General features: G+C 72.7%; 13 protein-coding genes. 8 read left to right on the forward strand and 5 right to left on the reverse strand.

Annotated elements, in window-relative coordinates:
• Positions 1-3 precede the first annotated feature (3 nt).
• Positions 4-762, forward strand: a complete 759-nt coding sequence (gene fabG / locus BLQ61_RS04195) for a 3-oxoacyl-ACP reductase FabG (protein ID WP_091567001.1) — start codon at positions 4-6, stop codon at positions 760-762.
• A 21-nt stretch (positions 763-783) separates the two neighbouring features.
• On the opposite strand, the gene BLQ61_RS04200 is transcribed toward fabG, so the two are convergent.
• The 5 genes from BLQ61_RS04200 to BLQ61_RS04220 form a co-directional block, all read right to left on the reverse strand.
• On the reverse strand, positions 784-2,022 hold the full coding sequence (locus BLQ61_RS04200; RefSeq protein ID WP_091567003.1) for a cation:proton antiporter: 1,239 nt from the start codon (positions 2,020-2,022) through the stop codon (positions 784-786).
• A 27-nt stretch (positions 2,023-2,049) separates the two neighbouring features.
• A complete protein-coding gene (locus tag BLQ61_RS04205) occupies positions 2,050-2,823 on the reverse strand; it encodes a glycosyltransferase family 2 protein (protein ID WP_091567005.1) in 774 nt (257 codons plus the stop codon).
• Positions 2,820-3,617, reverse strand: a complete 798-nt coding sequence (locus tag BLQ61_RS04210) for a lysophospholipid acyltransferase family protein (protein ID WP_091567008.1) — start codon at positions 3,615-3,617, stop codon at positions 2,820-2,822. The genes BLQ61_RS04205 and BLQ61_RS04210 overlap by 4 nt, the downstream gene beginning before the upstream one ends.
• The gene (locus BLQ61_RS04215; protein ID WP_091567010.1) at positions 3,592-4,938 is read right to left on the reverse strand and encodes an NAD(P)/FAD-dependent oxidoreductase; all 1,347 of its coding nucleotides are present in this window, start codon (positions 4,936-4,938) and stop codon (positions 3,592-3,594) included. The genes BLQ61_RS04210 and BLQ61_RS04215 overlap by 26 nt, the downstream gene beginning before the upstream one ends.
• 224 nt (positions 4,939-5,162) lie before the next feature.
• The gene (locus BLQ61_RS04220; RefSeq protein ID WP_091567012.1) at positions 5,163-6,464 is read right to left on the reverse strand and encodes a methyl-accepting chemotaxis protein; all 1,302 of its coding nucleotides are present in this window, start codon (positions 6,462-6,464) and stop codon (positions 5,163-5,165) included.
• Positions 6,465-6,652: 188 nt separating this feature from the next.
• Here BLQ61_RS04220 and BLQ61_RS04225 point away from each other — a divergent pair, with 188 nt between their 5' ends.
• The 7 genes from BLQ61_RS04225 (at position 6,653) to BLQ61_RS04255 (ending at position 14,355) form a co-directional block, all read left to right on the forward strand.
• Entirely contained in the window at positions 6,653-7,486 is an 834-nt protein-coding gene (locus BLQ61_RS04225) for a hypothetical protein (RefSeq protein WP_091567014.1), read from the forward strand.
• Entirely contained in the window at positions 7,483-10,035 is a 2,553-nt protein-coding gene (locus BLQ61_RS04230; RefSeq protein WP_245703831.1) for an ATP-dependent DNA helicase, read from the forward strand. Before BLQ61_RS04225 ends, BLQ61_RS04230 begins: the two co-directional genes overlap by 4 nt.
• Before the next feature lie 207 nt (positions 10,036-10,242).
• Complete coding sequence (locus BLQ61_RS04235; protein WP_175488210.1) at positions 10,243-11,259, forward strand: L,D-transpeptidase family protein; 1,017 nt, start codon at positions 10,243-10,245, stop codon at positions 11,257-11,259.
• Between the two features lie 27 nt (positions 11,260-11,286).
• Positions 11,287-11,916, forward strand: coding sequence for a M23 family metallopeptidase (locus BLQ61_RS04240; protein WP_091567019.1), 630 nt, complete (start codon positions 11,287-11,289; stop codon positions 11,914-11,916).
• Positions 11,917-12,132: 216 nt separating this feature from the next.
• Positions 12,133-12,609 (forward strand): DUF4398 domain-containing protein, encoded by a 477-nt coding sequence (locus tag BLQ61_RS04245; protein ID WP_091567021.1) that lies wholly within the window; start codon positions 12,133-12,135, stop codon positions 12,607-12,609.
• Positions 12,610-12,748: 139 nt separating this feature from the next.
• Entirely contained in the window at positions 12,749-13,684 is a 936-nt protein-coding gene (locus tag BLQ61_RS04250) for an OmpA family protein (RefSeq protein ID WP_091567024.1), read from the forward strand.
• A gap of 131 nt (positions 13,685-13,815) precedes the next feature.
• Complete coding sequence (locus BLQ61_RS04255; RefSeq protein WP_091567026.1) at positions 13,816-14,355, forward strand: DUF924 family protein; 540 nt, start codon at positions 13,816-13,818, stop codon at positions 14,353-14,355.
• The last annotated feature ends 13 nt before the right edge of the window (positions 14,356-14,368 follow it).

The raw sequence follows: 14,368 nt of genomic DNA on the forward strand, positions 1-14,368 counted from the left end.
GTCATGAACCCTGTTTCCGCTTCTCCCGCAACGCTTTCCAGCCCGCGCCGCGCGCTCGTCACGGGCGGCAGTGGCGGCATCGGCGCCGCCATCTGCGAACGCCTGGCCGCTTCCGGCCTGGACGTCGTGGTGCATGCCCACCAGGGGCTGGAGCGCGCGCAGGCGCTGGCCGCGCGGCTGCGTGCGACGGGCGGGCGCGCGTCGGCCGCGGCCTTCGACGTGACCGACCGCGCCGCCTGCGCCCAGGCGCTGGAGCAGCTGCAGCAGGACGGCCCCATCCAGGTGCTGGTGAACAACGCCGGCATCCACGACGACGCGGTGTTTCCCGGCATGCGCGGCGAGCAGTGGGACCGGGTGCTGGACGTGTCGCTGAACGGTTTCTTCAACGTCACCCAGCCGCTGGCGCTGCCCATGCTGCGCACGCGCTGGGGGCGCATCATCAGCCTGTCGTCGGTGGCGGCGGTGATGGGCAACCGGGGGCAGGTGAACTACGCCGCCGCCAAGGGCGCACTGCACGCGGCCAGCCGCGCGCTGTCGCTGGAGCTGGCCAGCCGCGGCGTCACCGTGAACGTGGTAGCGCCGGGCATCATCGACACCGGCATGGCGCAGGACCGCTTCAGTGCCGAGGCCATCGCACGAATGGTGCCGGCGCGCCGCGCCGGCCGGCCGGAGGAGGTGGCCGACCTGGTGAACTTCCTGGTTTCCGACCGGGCCGGCTACATCACTGGCCAGGTGCTGTCGATCAACGGCGGGATGGCCTGAAAGCCCGGCTGTCGCGGCGCCTCAGGCCGAGCGCGAGGCCTTAGCCGGACCTTCCAATGCGCTGTCCTGCGCCGGCGCGCGCCCCAGCAGCCGCGCCAGCCGCGGCTCGACCACGGGAATGGACAGCATGGTGCTGCCCACCGCCATCAGCAGCAGCGCGGTGAAGGTGGCGTTGGTGATGATGGCCCGGTCCAGCAGCACGTTGGCGAAGATGATCATGATCAGCGCCTTGGTCTGCAGCAGCCAGCCGATCACGCCGGCCTCGCCCGGCCGCCAGCCCAGCAGGCGCCCGGCCAGGTGCACGCCCGCCAGCTTGCCCGCCACCGACACGGCCAGCAGCAGCGCGGCGGCCGCCACCACCTCCCAGCCGCCGGTGTCCCAGTTGGTGCGCAGGCCGGTGGACAGGAAGAACACCGGCATCAGCACCAGCAGCACGTGCCCGCGCAGCAGGTCCATGCGCGCCTGGTCGAACCATTCGGCATCCAGCACCGCGCCGGCCAGGAAGGCGCCCACCATGAAGTGCAGGCCCGCCCAGTCGGCGCCGAACGAGCACGCCGCCAGCCACACCGGCAGCAGGTACCAGCGGTCGGTCTGGCCTACGCGCGCCATCAGCTGGCGAAAGCCCGCCGTGACCAGGCCGAAGGCCAGCAGAAAGCCGGCCTGGCGCCCGACCCGCTCCCAGTCCATGAGGATCAGCGCCAGCACCGCCCAGATGGCCAGGTCGTCCAGGCTGGCGTAGCGCAGGATGCGCTGACCCAGCGGGTGGCGCGTGAGCGCCAGCTTGTCCATCAGCAGCAGCAGGATGGGCAGCGCCGTCACAGCGCAGGACATGCCCACGCCCAGGACGAACTGCCAGGGCTGCGTGGCCGCGCCCATCCAGCCGGGCGCCGCCACCAGCGCCAGCGCGGCGGCGCTGCCCAGCAGCAGCGGCACGCCCAGCGCCAGGCCGGCGGTGATGCCGCTCTCGCGCCGGTGGCGCCAGGCCTGGCGCAGGTCCAGCTCGATGCCGGCGATCATGACGAACAGCATCACGCCCCACCAGGCCACGCCGTTCAGGGCCTGCATGACTTCGGGCGTGAGCACGAAGGCGTGCTGCTCGGGCAGCCACCGGCCCAGCAGGCCCGGGCCCAGCACGATGCCGGCCAGGATCTGCACCACCACCAGCGGCGCCCAGCGGTCGGTGCGGCCCAGGCGCCAGACCAGCCAGGGCAGGGTGAAGATCACAGCCAGTGCGATCAGATAGCGCTCGACGACGCCCATGCGGCGGCCCTCCTTGTAGCTGTTTGGTCAGTGCCGTCCGCGCACGCGGCGCGCGGCCAGCAGCGGCAGGCGCAGCACGAAACCCAGGAACAGGCGGGTGTGCATCCACGTCAGCAGCGTGTTGTCGCGCAGGTAGCGAAAGTGCGACACGCCGCCTTCGCTGGCGTCGAGGTAGCGCACCGGCGCGTCCAGGTTCAGCGGGCGCACGCCGGCCCAGCACAGGCGCACCACGGCCTCGGGGTCGAAGTCGAAGCGGCGCATGAAGCGCTGGCCCCGCATCACCTGCATCAGCGGCGCGATCGGGTAGACGCGAAAGCCGTACAGCGAGTCGCCGATGCCGGCCCACAGCGTCTCCAGGTTGGCCCAGGCGTTGGACACCTTGCGCCCGTTCACGCGCAGCGCCGGCGCCTCGGGGCCGAACACCGGCCGGCCCAGCACCATGGCATCGGGCCGTGCCTGCGAGGCCTGCATGAACGCCGAGATGAGACCGGCCGGGTGCTGGCCGTCCGAGTCCATGGTCAGCGCGTGCGTGAAGCCGGCGGCGCGGGCCTGGGCGATGCCCTCCAGCACGGCGGCGCCCTTGCCCCGGTTCACCGGCTGCACGATGACGCGCAGCCCCGGGTCCTGCGCCGCCATTTCCTGCAGCCAGGCAGGGCTGCCGTCGGTGCTGCCGTCCACCACCACCCACACCGGGTTCCACTGCGCGCGCGCGGCGCGCACGGTGTCGATCACGGTGCGCCCCGGGTTGTAGCTGGGGATCAGCACCAGGTGGGTGGTGGAGGGCAGGGGCGACGTGTTCATGCGAAGGAAGAGCCGGCCAGTCCGGCGCGCAGGTGCTGCTCCAGCGCTTCGGTGAAGGCGATATGGTCGGTGGGCGGCTCGAAGCGCCGCCCCAGCCGGGCGGTGCAGCGCAGCGGCAGCACCGGCGGGCACCACAGCGGCCAGTGCTTGCCCAGGTACGGGCTGGAGAACTCCAGCAGCACCGCCTGCACCGGCGCCTGCGCGCGCCGCGCCAGCAGCCCGGCGGTGCGCCCCAGCGGGTCGAGCGGGAACTGGCGCGTGCGCGAGCCCTCGGGAAACAGCACCACCTGCGCGCCCTCGGCCAAGCTGCGGCAGCCGCTGGCGACCAGTGCGCGCGCGTCGTCGTTGCGCACGTAGCCGGCCATGCGCGCGGCGGCGCCGAACAGCAGGTTGTCCAGCAGGCTGGCCTTCATGATGCACACGGCATCGGGCAGGCGCGAGACCAGCAGCACCGCGTCCAGCAGCGAGGGATGGTTGGCCGCAACGATCAGCCCGCGCTCGCCGCGCAGCGCATCCAGCGCCGACAGGTCGAACCGGCAGGCGCACAGCAGCGACAGCACGCCCAGGTAGAAGCGAAACGCCAGCGTGATGACGCGCCGCCCCAGCCACTGACCCTGCGCGCGCGGCAGCAGCGGGTGCAGGAGCGCGGCGAACGGCAGCCATGCCAGGCACAGCAGCGCCAGCGTGCCCAGGCCGATGCACATCGCCAGGCGCTCGTACAGCCGCCACAGGCCGTGCGCGGCCGAGCGCCGTACCCCAGGCGCGGCCTCAGGCGGGGGTGCGGGCGGCGTCATCGACGGGACGGATGTTCCAGCGGCGCTTTTGCCGCGCCGCCCAGGCGCGGCGCGGCTGCAGCACATTGGCCGTGTAGTACAGCGCCTTGAACATCCAGATCGAGCGCCAGATGGGCGTCTTGCCGAAGATGTCGCCGGCCAGCATCGACAGCAGCGCCTCCTGCATGCGGAACACGTTCTTCGGGTACATGAAGAAGTCGCGCATGATGGGATTGGTCATGCGGTAGATGAACCAGGAGAACTGGCGCGGCCCGTGGCGCATGACGCGGTCGAAGCGGCGCAGCGCGGCGGCGCTTTCGGCCGGGCGGCGCAGGCAGGCGTCCACGGTCTCGGCGCCGACCACGCCGCTGTTCATCGCCAGCCACACGCCCGAGGAGAACACCGGGTCGACGAAGGCGTAAGCGTCGCCCAGCATCAGGTAATTGCTGCCGTGGTTGCGGCTGGCCGAGTACGAGAAATTCCCCGTCGCCTCGACCTCGGTGATGCGCTGGGCCTGCGCCAGCCGCTCGGCCAGCGCCGGGCAGGCGGCGATGTTGTCCGCCAGGAACTGCTCCAGGCTGCGCCCGGCGCGGCTCTTCATGTGGTGCGGCCAGGTGACCATGCCGACGCTGGTGGTGTCCGCGCTCATCGGGATGAACCAGAACCAGCCGTGCTCGAACCAGAAGATGGAAATGTTGCCCTCGGCCAGGCCCTCGTGGCGCCGCGCGTGCGAGAAATGCGCGTACACCGCCGCGCTGGTGTGCTGCGGGTTGCGCTCCTTGATGCGGAAACGGTTGGCGAGAAACGTGTCGCGCCCCGAGGCGTCGATGAGAAAGCGCGCGTGCCAGCGTTTGAGCGTGCCGTCGCCATGCTTGGCGTCCACCTGCACGCCGCCGTCCGGGGTGAACTCCACGGCGGTGGCGCGGCTGCCCTGGTGCACCTCGGCGCCGCGGCGCGCGGCATTGGTGAGCAGCAGCTCGTCGAACTCGGCGCGCTTGACCTGATAGGCGTGCGGCATGGACTTGTCCCAGGCGTCGGCGAAGACGAAGGTCTGGGTGTGCTCGTGGTGCGGCGAGACGAACTCGGCACCGGGCTTGTGCATGCCGATGGCGCGCATCTCCTCGGCTAGCCCCAAACGCTCGAACAGCGGCAGGTTGGCCGGCAGCAGCGACTCGCCGATGTGAAAGCGCGGGTGCCGGTCCTTGTCCAGCACCACCACGCGGTGGCCGCGCTCGGCCAGCAGCGTGGCCACGGTGGAGCCGGCCGGCCCGCCGCCGACGACGAGCACATCGCAATGCGCATCCTGAGGGGCAGTGGGCGCGCTGTCGGGGGCGGCGTTCATGGGCGTTCCGGTCGTGGGCGAAAAAACAGGGAACGGATCATACGAGGCCGCGCTCTCCCAGCGGCCACGGCGCCGGCGCCGGCATCGGGCCGGGCGCTGCAGGCAGGGGTTGCACCGGCGGCCGCCGCCGTGCCTTTTTATGCATGAGAAGCGGCTCCAGCCCAATGAAATCCACGGCATACAGCTCCTTTTTCAGGAGCGTCGTGCAGCCGCAGCGCGCCGCGTCAGTCCTGCGCCGCGCCCTGCAGCGCCTGCACCGCCTGCACCACCTCGCCGGCATCGCGCTGGATGGCCTGCATCGACCGCAGCGCTTGGCCCGCCAGCGCCACGCCTTCGGCCACGCTGGCCAGGCCATCGTGCAGCGTGGCCTGCACCGCCGCCACCTCGTCCTGGATGGCGCGCACCGACTGGCTGATGTCGCCGGTGGCGGCGCGGCTGTCGGCGGCCAGGCGGCGCACCTCGCCGGCCACCACGGCAAAGCCCTTGCCGGCTTCGCCGGCGCGCGCGGCCTCGACGGCGGCGTTCAGCGCCAGCAGGTTGGTCTGGTCGGCCACGCGGCGGATGGTGTCCAGCACCGCGCCGATGGCCTGGGCCTGCCGGGCCAGCGCCTGGCCGCGCTGCGCGGCGTCTTCCACCGTCGCCGCCATGGCCTGGATGCGCTGCACCGCCGTGCCCACGGTGTGCGCGCTCTGCTCGGCCAGGCCCTGCGTGCCCACAGCGATGCCATAGGCCGTGTCCACGCCCTGCTGGCGCGCCTGCGACTGGCGCACGCGTTCGGTGATGTCGGTGGCCACCTTGACCACGCCGATCAGCTCGCCCTGCACGCCGTGCACCGGGTTGTAGGTCGCCTCCAGCCAGACGGTGCGACCGTGCCGGTCCACGCGCTCGACCTGGCCGCGAAAAAACTGCCCGGCGCGCAGCCGCTGCCAGAACTGCGCGTATTCGGCACCAGCCGCCAGCTGCGGCGGGCAGAACAGGCGGTGGTGCCGCCCCAACACCTCGGCCTCGGCGTAGCCCAGGGTCTGCAGGAAGTTCTCGTTGGCGCGCAGCACCTGGCCGTCCAGGTCGAACTCGATCACCGCCATCGAACGCTCGATGGCCTGCAGCAGGCCAGTGGCCTGCAGGCGCGCATTCACCTGCTCGGTCACGTCCTGCGACAGCTCGACCAGCCGCGTCACCTGCCCGGCACGATCCAGCACCGGGCTGTAGGTGGCACGCAGCCACAGCAGCCGGCCGTCGGCATGCCGGCGCTGCACCTGGCCGGTAAAGGATTCGCCGGCTTGCAGGCGCCGCATGACGTCCCGGTAAGCGGCGCTGTCGGTATAGCCGGGCGGACACACCACGGCGTGTGGCTGCCCACGCAGCGCCTGTGCCGGATGGCCGATCAGCTCGCTGAACCGGGCATTGGCATGCACGATGTGGCCTTGCAAGTCCAGCTGCAGCGCAGCGGTGGAGCGGTCGATGGCCCGCAGCATCGGCGCTGCACCACGCCGGTGGCGCAGTGCGCCGGCGAGAGAGGAAAACATGGGGGGAAGGGAAGAAGGGAAGGGGCAGGACGCTGGGGCGCCCCGATGAGCGAGGGAACGCGCTGGGATCCCGTTTTGTTTACGGGTGTAACAAGTGTGGAGCGCTTGCACATGAAAGCCTGTAGGCCAAACACGTATAAAACACTGTCTGGATAATCAGTGTTTTGCCTTGATCGCCATACGCCGCCATGCCCCCGCCACCCCTCGCCCGCCACCACCGCAAGCGCCTGATGGACGTCTGGCGCTCGGCCGGCTGGCCGTGCCAGGACGGGGTGGAGATCGACCTGCTGGCCGCCGGCATGCTGGAGCGCCAGACCAGCCCCGAGGGCCACACCCTGCTGCGCGTGACCGACGCCGGCATCGCCTGGCTGGCCGACGAGCGCCGCGCCGGCCAGCGCCGCATCAGCCTGCACGACCGCATGGCGCTGGCGTTCGCGCGCCAGCAGCTGCTGCCGGCCGGGCGCGTGGTCTGGCGCGAGCTGTCGCTGCGCGCCGAGCTGCTGCCCGAGGGCGGCGGCGCGCTGGTGTCCGATGCCGCGCCCGAGGCGCCGGCCCCGCCGCCGGTGCTCGCCAGCCTGTGGGACGAGTCGGAGCCCACGCTGCCCCAGCGCCGCGCCGCGCGCGTGTGGCGCGTGGCCCGGCCGGACCTGTTTTCCGTGCGCAACACCAGCGTACCGGGCTACCTGCACCCCCTGGTGCACGAGATCAAGGCCAGCCGCGCCGACCTGCTGTCCGACCTGCGCCATGCCGCCAAGCGCCGCGCCTACCAGTGGCTGTGCGAAGGCTGCCACTACGTCTTCCCCGCCGGCATCGCCGAAGCCGACGAGCTGCCGCCCGAGTTCGGCGTGTGGATGATGCACGGCACTCCCGACGAGGACGGCATGGGCGCGCGCTTCGAGCTGGCGCGGCCGGCGCGCCACGCTCGCTGCACGTTGCCGTTCGACGTCTGGATGGCGCTGTGCAAGGCCACGCCGCTGGGCGCGGGCGGCGAGCCGGCGCAAGCGCGCCTGGGCCCGGCGTGACAGCGGCACCGGCGCCGCCGGACGCGGTGGCCGGGGCCGAAGCCGCGCGCTGGCAGGTGGCGGTGCGCACGCTGTGCGAGTTCACCGCCCGCAGCGGCGACCTGGACCTGCGCTACACCCCCGCGCCCAGCGCGTTGCAGGGCATTGCCGGCCACGCCCGCGTGGCCGCGCGCCGCGGCGCTGGCTGGCAGGCCGAAGTGCCACTGCAAGGCCACCACGGCCCGCTGCTGGTGCGCGGGCGCGCCGACGGCTTCGACGCCGCGCGCGGCCGGCTGGAGGAGATCAAGACGCACCGCGGCAGCCTGGCGCGGCAAAACCCCGGCCAGCGCGCCCTGCACTGGGCACAGGCGCGCATCTACGGCTGGCTGCTGTGCGCCGAGCGCGGTCTGGACCGGCTGGAGCTGGCGCTGGTGTATCTGGACATCGACAGCGAGCAGGAAACCGTGTTCACCGAAGTGCAGGATGCGCCGGCGCTGCACGCGCATTTCGCGCTGCAGTGCGGGCGCTACCTGGCCTGGGCGCAGGCCGAGGCCGCGCACCGCGACGCGCGCGACGCGGCGCTGGCGGCGCTCGCCTTCCCGCACGCCGGCGGCTTTCGCGCCGGCCAGCGCGAACTGGCGGCGCAGGTCTGGCACGCCGCCACGCGTGGGCGCTGCCTACTGGCGCAGGCGCCCACCGGCATCGGCAAGACCGTGGCCACCCTGTTCGCCCAACTCAAGGCGGCGCCGCAGGCAGGCATCGACAAGGTGCTGTACCTGGCGGCCAAGACCTCAGGGCGGCAGATGGCGCTGGACGCGCTGGTGCTGCTGACAGCGGGCGGGGGCGCTGCGGCGGGAACGCCAGGCGGCCATGGTCTGGGCGCCGGCGGCATGGCGACGGTCGTTGGCGCGCCAGTGGGCTCAAACGACGGCTCTGCCGCCTGCACGCCTGCGCCCGCCATGCCTGTCTGCGCCGGCCCCAGCCCCGCCACTGTTCCGGCGCCCACCGCCAGCGGCACCCGGCCTGATCCTGCTGCAGCGGCGACCGCGGCCGCCCCGGCACCCGCCGCGCCCCTGCGCGTGCTGGAGCTGGTGGCGCGCGAGAAGGCTTGCGAACACCCGGGCAGCGCCTGCCATGGCCAGTCCTGCCCCCTGGCGCTGGGCTTCTTCGACCGGCTGCCGGCGGCGCGCGGCGCGGCGCTGGCGCCCGGCACGCCGCTGCTGACCCAGGCGCGCGTGCGCGCGGTGGCGCTGGCGCACGGCATCTGCCCGTACTACCTGTCGCAGGAGCTGGCGCGCTGGGCCGATGTGGTGGTGGGCGACTACCACTACTGGTTCGACCCGGCCGGCCTGCTGCACGCGCTGGCGCAGCAGCAGGGCTGGCGCGCGGCGCTGCTGGTGGACGAGGCGCACAACCTGGTCGAGCGCGCGCGCGGCATGTACGGCGCACGGCTAGACCCGCAGCTGCTGCGCCAGGCGCGCCAGTCCGTCACCGCCGCGCGCGTGCCGCGCGTGAAAAAGGCGCTTGGCGCTGTGCGCCGCGCCTGGCTGGCGCTGGAACGTGCCATGGACGGCGACTACGCCGTGCACGCCGCCCTGCCCGCGCCGCTGGCCGGCGCGCTCACGCGCTGCGCGCAGGCCCTGTCCGAGCAGCTGGCCGAGCAGCCCGAGCAGCTGGACGCCCCGCTGCTCGAGTGGTATTTCGCGCTGCTGCAGTTCAACGCCTTGGCCGAAGGGTTCGACGCGCGCCACGCGCTGCTGGACAGCCAGCGCCTGGGCCCAGGCGGCAACGGCGGCAGTGCCATCAGCCTGCGCTGCGTGGTGCCGGCGCCGCACCTGGCGCCGCGCTGGGCGGCGGCGCACAGCGCCACGCTGTTTTCCGCCACGCTGCAGCCGCAGCGCTACCACGCCGACCTGCTGGGCCTGCCGCCGCAGCACGCGGCGCTGCAGGTGGCGGCGCCGTTCGCCGCCGAGCAGCTGCAGGTGCGCGTGGCGCGGCATGTCTCCACGCGCTGGGCGCAGCGCGCGCAGTCGGTGGCGCCCATCGTGCGGCTGATGGCGGCGCAGTTCGGCGCGGCGCCGGGCAACTACCTGGCGTTCTTCAGCAGCTACGACTACCTGGACCAGGTGGCCGAAGCGTTCGCCGCGCAGCACCCGCACATCCCGCACTGGCGCCAGGAACGGCGCATGGGCGAGGCGGCGCAGCGCGACTTCCTGGCCCGCTTTGCCGAGGGCGGCCAGGGCATCGGCTTCGCGGTGCTGGGCGGCGCCTTCGCCGAAGGGGTGGACCTGCCCGGGCGGCGGCTGGTCGGCGCCTTCGTCTGCACGCTGGGGCTGCCGCAGGTCAACCCGGTGAACGAGCAGATCCGCCAGCGCCTGCAGGCGCTGTTCGGGCGCGCGCAGGGGCACGACTACACCTACCTGTACCCGGGGCTGCAGAAGGTGGTGCAGGCCGCCGGCCGGGTGATCCGCACGCCCGAGGACCGGGGCGTGGTACACCTGATCGACGACCGCTTCGACCGCGCGCAGGTGCGCGCGCTGCTGCCGGACTGGTGGCAGGTCGAGCTGTGATGTTGCTATTCATTCGATAGCTACAGGCCTTTTTCCTGTAAGGGCTTGAGCGGTTTTTCATCTGAACCAGCAGGACGACCGGGGCGGGGCGCGGCCCCATCCGGCCTGTCGCCCGGTGGCGGCACGGGCAAGCGCATGGCTCCTACAGTCCGGCGCGGCCCACCGGACCACACTGGCCGGCATTCCGCTTTCACTTCCATACGTCCCATGACCTTGCTGTCCCGCCGCCTCCTGCTCGTCTCCGCCACCGCCTTCAGCCTGGCGCCTGCCGCTTGGGCGGCGTCCGGCAAGGCCGCCGCCCAGGGCGCCTCGGGCGCGCTGGCCTTCGACACTTTCAACGCCGACGACGCCAGCCCCACGCTGGCGCAGGGCGCGCGCTCGGCCGCCGTGGCACGCGCGCAGATCCTGCTGGACCGCGCCTGGTTCTCACCCGGCGAGATCGACGGCGCCTTCGGCAAGAACATGCAGCGCATGGTGCGCGCCTTCCAGCGCTGCAACGGCCTGAAGGACAGTGGCCGCATCGACGCCGAGACCTGGAGGGCGCTGCGCCAGGCCAGCACCGAGCCGCTGCTGGCGCGCTACACCGTCACCGAAAAGGACGCTGCTGGCCCGTTCGCCAAGACCCCCGCCGACATGGCCGAGCGCGCCAAGCTGAAGGCCCTGCCGTACGAGTCGCTGGTCGAGATGCTGGGCGAGCGCTTCCACGTCAACCCGGACTTCCTCAAGCGCCTGAACCCGGGCGTGGAGATCGCCGCGGCGACTGAGCTGGTGGTGCCCAACGTGCGCGACTCCAAGGCGCCCGAGCGCCTGTCGCAGCAGCTGGAGATCGACAAGAGCGAGCGCGTGCTGTTCGTGCTGGACAAGGACGGCCAGGCGGTGGCGGGCTTTCCCATCAGCATCGGCAACGAGGACAACGACCCGCTGCCGCTGGGCGGCATGGCCATCAAGAACGTCGCCGAAAGCCCCAGCTTCACCTACAACCCGAGCCTGCTCAAGAACTCGCCCAAGGACGCCGAGAAGGCCGAGATCCCGCCCGGGCCGAACAACCCGGTGGGCAGCATCTGGCTAGGCCTGACCAAGCCGCACTGGGGCATCCACGGCACGCCCGACCCGGCCACCGTCGGCCACTCGGAGACCAACGGCTGCATCCACCTGACCAACTGGGACGCCGAGCGCCTGGCCAAGGTCATCAAGGCGGGCGCCAAGGTCGAGGTCAAGGCCTGAGCCGGGAGGCGGCACCTGGTGGCGGCAATGGCCGGCGGTTCTGGCCACGCAGCGGTCCCTGACCCACAGCGCCTGGCAGGCTGGCGGGCCGCCGCCGCCGGCTGCGGCCTGGTGTTGCTGGCCGGCGCGGCGCTGGCTGCGGCGCCGGTCGTCCCCGCTGCAGCGCCCGCTGCCGGGCCGGCGGCCACGGCCGACCCCTTGCCCGCCGACACCGCGCTGCTGGCCGCACGCCAACTGACCCTGCCGGTGCAGGGCGTCGCGCCCGAGGCGCTGGTGGACACCTTCCGCTCCGCGCGCAGCGCAGGCCGGCGGCACGATGCCATCGACATCCTGGCGCCCGCGGGCACGCCGGTGCTGGCGGTGGAGGACGGCCGCATCGCCAAGCTGTTCCTGAGCCAGCCCGGCGGCATCACCATCTACCAGTTCGACCCGCCCGGGCGCTACAGCTACTACTACGCGCACCTGCAGGGCTACGCGCCGGGGCTGCGCGAAGGCCAGCAGGTGCGGCGTGGCCAGGTCATCGGCTATGTCGGCAGCACCGGCAACGCCCGGGCCGGCGCGCCGCACCTGCACTTCGCCATCACGCGCCTGCCGCCCGACCGCGCCTGGTGGAAGGGCCAGGCGCTGAACCCGTACCCGGTGCTGCGAAAACCATAGCTGAACGCCCTTGTTCCGCATGGGCCGGAAGGGCTTTTGACTGCAAACCCCGTCGGAACCCGCCCACGCCCGGCGCTGCGCCAGGCCTACGGCCCGCGAATGGCCCCGGTTTCGATAATTTTTCCTGGCAGTGCCCCGGCCCCAGCGCCCCGGCACGTTCCGCCGCCGCCGGCGCATTGCGCCGCAGGTGGCCGTCTCACTTCAGGAGCTGAACCCATGACCGTCTCTCCCCTGCTGCGCACCGCCGCCGCCGCCCTGGCCCTGGGCGCGCTGGCCGCCTGTTCTTCCACCCCCAAGCCCAAAGAGGAAATGGCCGTCGGCCGCGCCACGCTGGAGCGCGTCAGCGCCATGCCCGAGGTCGCCGCCAACGCCCCGGTGGAGCTGCAGCGCGCCCGCGACAAATGGATGCAGGCGCAGCGCGCCATGGACCACAAGGACTACAAGGAGGCGCGCCGCCTGGCCACCGAGGCCCAGGCCGACGCACGCCTAGCCGAAGCCAAGGCCGAGGCGGTGGATAACCGCCGCAACCTGCAGGAGGTGCAGGGCAGCATCCGTTCGCTGCAGCAGGAGATCGAGTACCGCGCGCGCAACGCTGGCGAGCCGGTGGCCGTGCCGGTGCCGGTGCCGGTCCCCGTGCCGGTGCCCGCCACTGGCACCACCACCATCATCACCACGCCCGCGCCGGTGCGCTGACGCACCGCCCCGGCCCTGCCGCCGGCACGCGCGCCTGCTGCCCCTTGGCGGCAGGGCGCCCAGGCCCGCGACTGCCCTGAACCCGACCGGTCCGCGCGCACCGCCGCGCGGGCCCAATGCACCCGACAAGGAGCTTTTCATGTCCCGTTTCCATACCCCTGGCGCGCTGCGCCGCCTGTCGTCCCTGGCCGCCGCGCTGATCGCCGCCGGCACCCTGGCCGCCTGCGCCTCGCGCGCGCCGCTGGATTCGGTCGAGCAGGCCCGCGCCACCGTGAACCGCACCGTCACCGACCCGGTGGTGGCGCAATACGCCCAGCTCGAAGCCAAGACTGCCAGCGACACCCTGGCGCGCGCCGACCGCATATGGAGCGACAAGCACGACGCCGCCGAGGCCAACCACCTGGCCTACCTGGCCACGCAGCAGGCGCAGACCGCGCAGGCCACCGCTCAGGCGCGCAAGACCGACGCCGAGATCAAGCAGGCCGGCAGCGAGACCGACCGCCTGCGCCTGGAAGCGCGCACCCGCGAGGCCGAACTGGCGCGCCAGCAGGCCGCGGCCCAGGCGCGCAACGCCCAGGCCGCGCAGCAGCAGGCGATGAGCGCCGAGCAGCGCGCCGCCGCGCAGGCCGCCGCCGCCCAGTCCGCGCAGGACCGCGTGCGCCAGCTGGAGGCGCAGCTGCGCGACATCGAGGGCCAGCAGACCGAGCGCGGCCTGCTGGTGACGCTGGGCGACGTGCTGTTCGCCTTCAACAAGGCAGACCTGACGCCGCAAGCCGCGCCGCGCCTGGACAAGCTGGCCGGCTTCCTGCGCCAGTTCCCCGACCGCCGCCTGCTGATCGAGGGCTACACCGACAGCGTGGGTGGCGACGCCTACAACATGGAGCTGTCGCAGCGCCGCGCCCAGTCGGTGGCCAGCGCCCTGATGCAGCGCGGCGTGGACGCCAGCCGCATCACCGCGCGCGGCTACGGCAAGGCCTACCCGGTGGCCGACAACGGCACGGCCGAGGGCCGCGCCATGAACCGCCGCGTGGAGATCGTCATCGCCGACGAGCAGGGCAACCTGCGCGGGCGCTGACCACCGCGCCGGCCGGCACGGCCGGCGCACAGCGCGCATGCGCTACAACACCAGGCCGGGGCGCTGCCCCGGCCTTTTTGCCTTTGCGGCGCGCGCCCTGCCGCGCGCCGCCGCCTGTTGGGAGAGCCACCATGACGCCACACGACATCCTGCATTTCTGGTTCGAGGAAACGCCGCCCAAGCAGCGCTTCGCCAAGGACGCCGCTTTCGATGCCACCATTCACCAGCGCTTCGGCGCGCTGCACGCGCGCGCGGTGCAGGGCGAGCTGTGGGACTGGCGCGGCACGCCGCAGGGCCGCCTGGCGGAGATCGTGGTGCTGGACCAGTTCCCACGCAACCTGCACCGGGGCAGCGCGCTGGCCTTCGCGCACGACGGCATGGCGCTGGTGCTGGCACAGGAAGCCATCTCCGCTGGCGCTGACGCGCAGTTGACGCCCGAGCAACGCGCCTTCCTGTACATGCCCTTCATGCACAGTGAATCGCGCGCCATGCAGCGCGAGTCGGTGCGCCTGTTCACCGCCCTGGGCCGCGCCGAGAACCTGGACTTCGCGCACCGCCACGCCGAGATCATCGAGCGCTTCGGGCGCTTCCCACACCGCAACGCCGACCTGGGCCGCACCAGCACCGCCGAGGAGCTGGCCTTCCTGCAGCAACCGGGCAGCAGCTTCTGACCTGCCCACAGGC

It is taken from the genome of Oryzisolibacter propanilivorax (assembly GCF_900103645.1).
Taxonomy (GTDB): domain Bacteria; phylum Pseudomonadota; class Gammaproteobacteria; order Burkholderiales; family Burkholderiaceae_C; genus Melaminivora; species Melaminivora propanilivorax.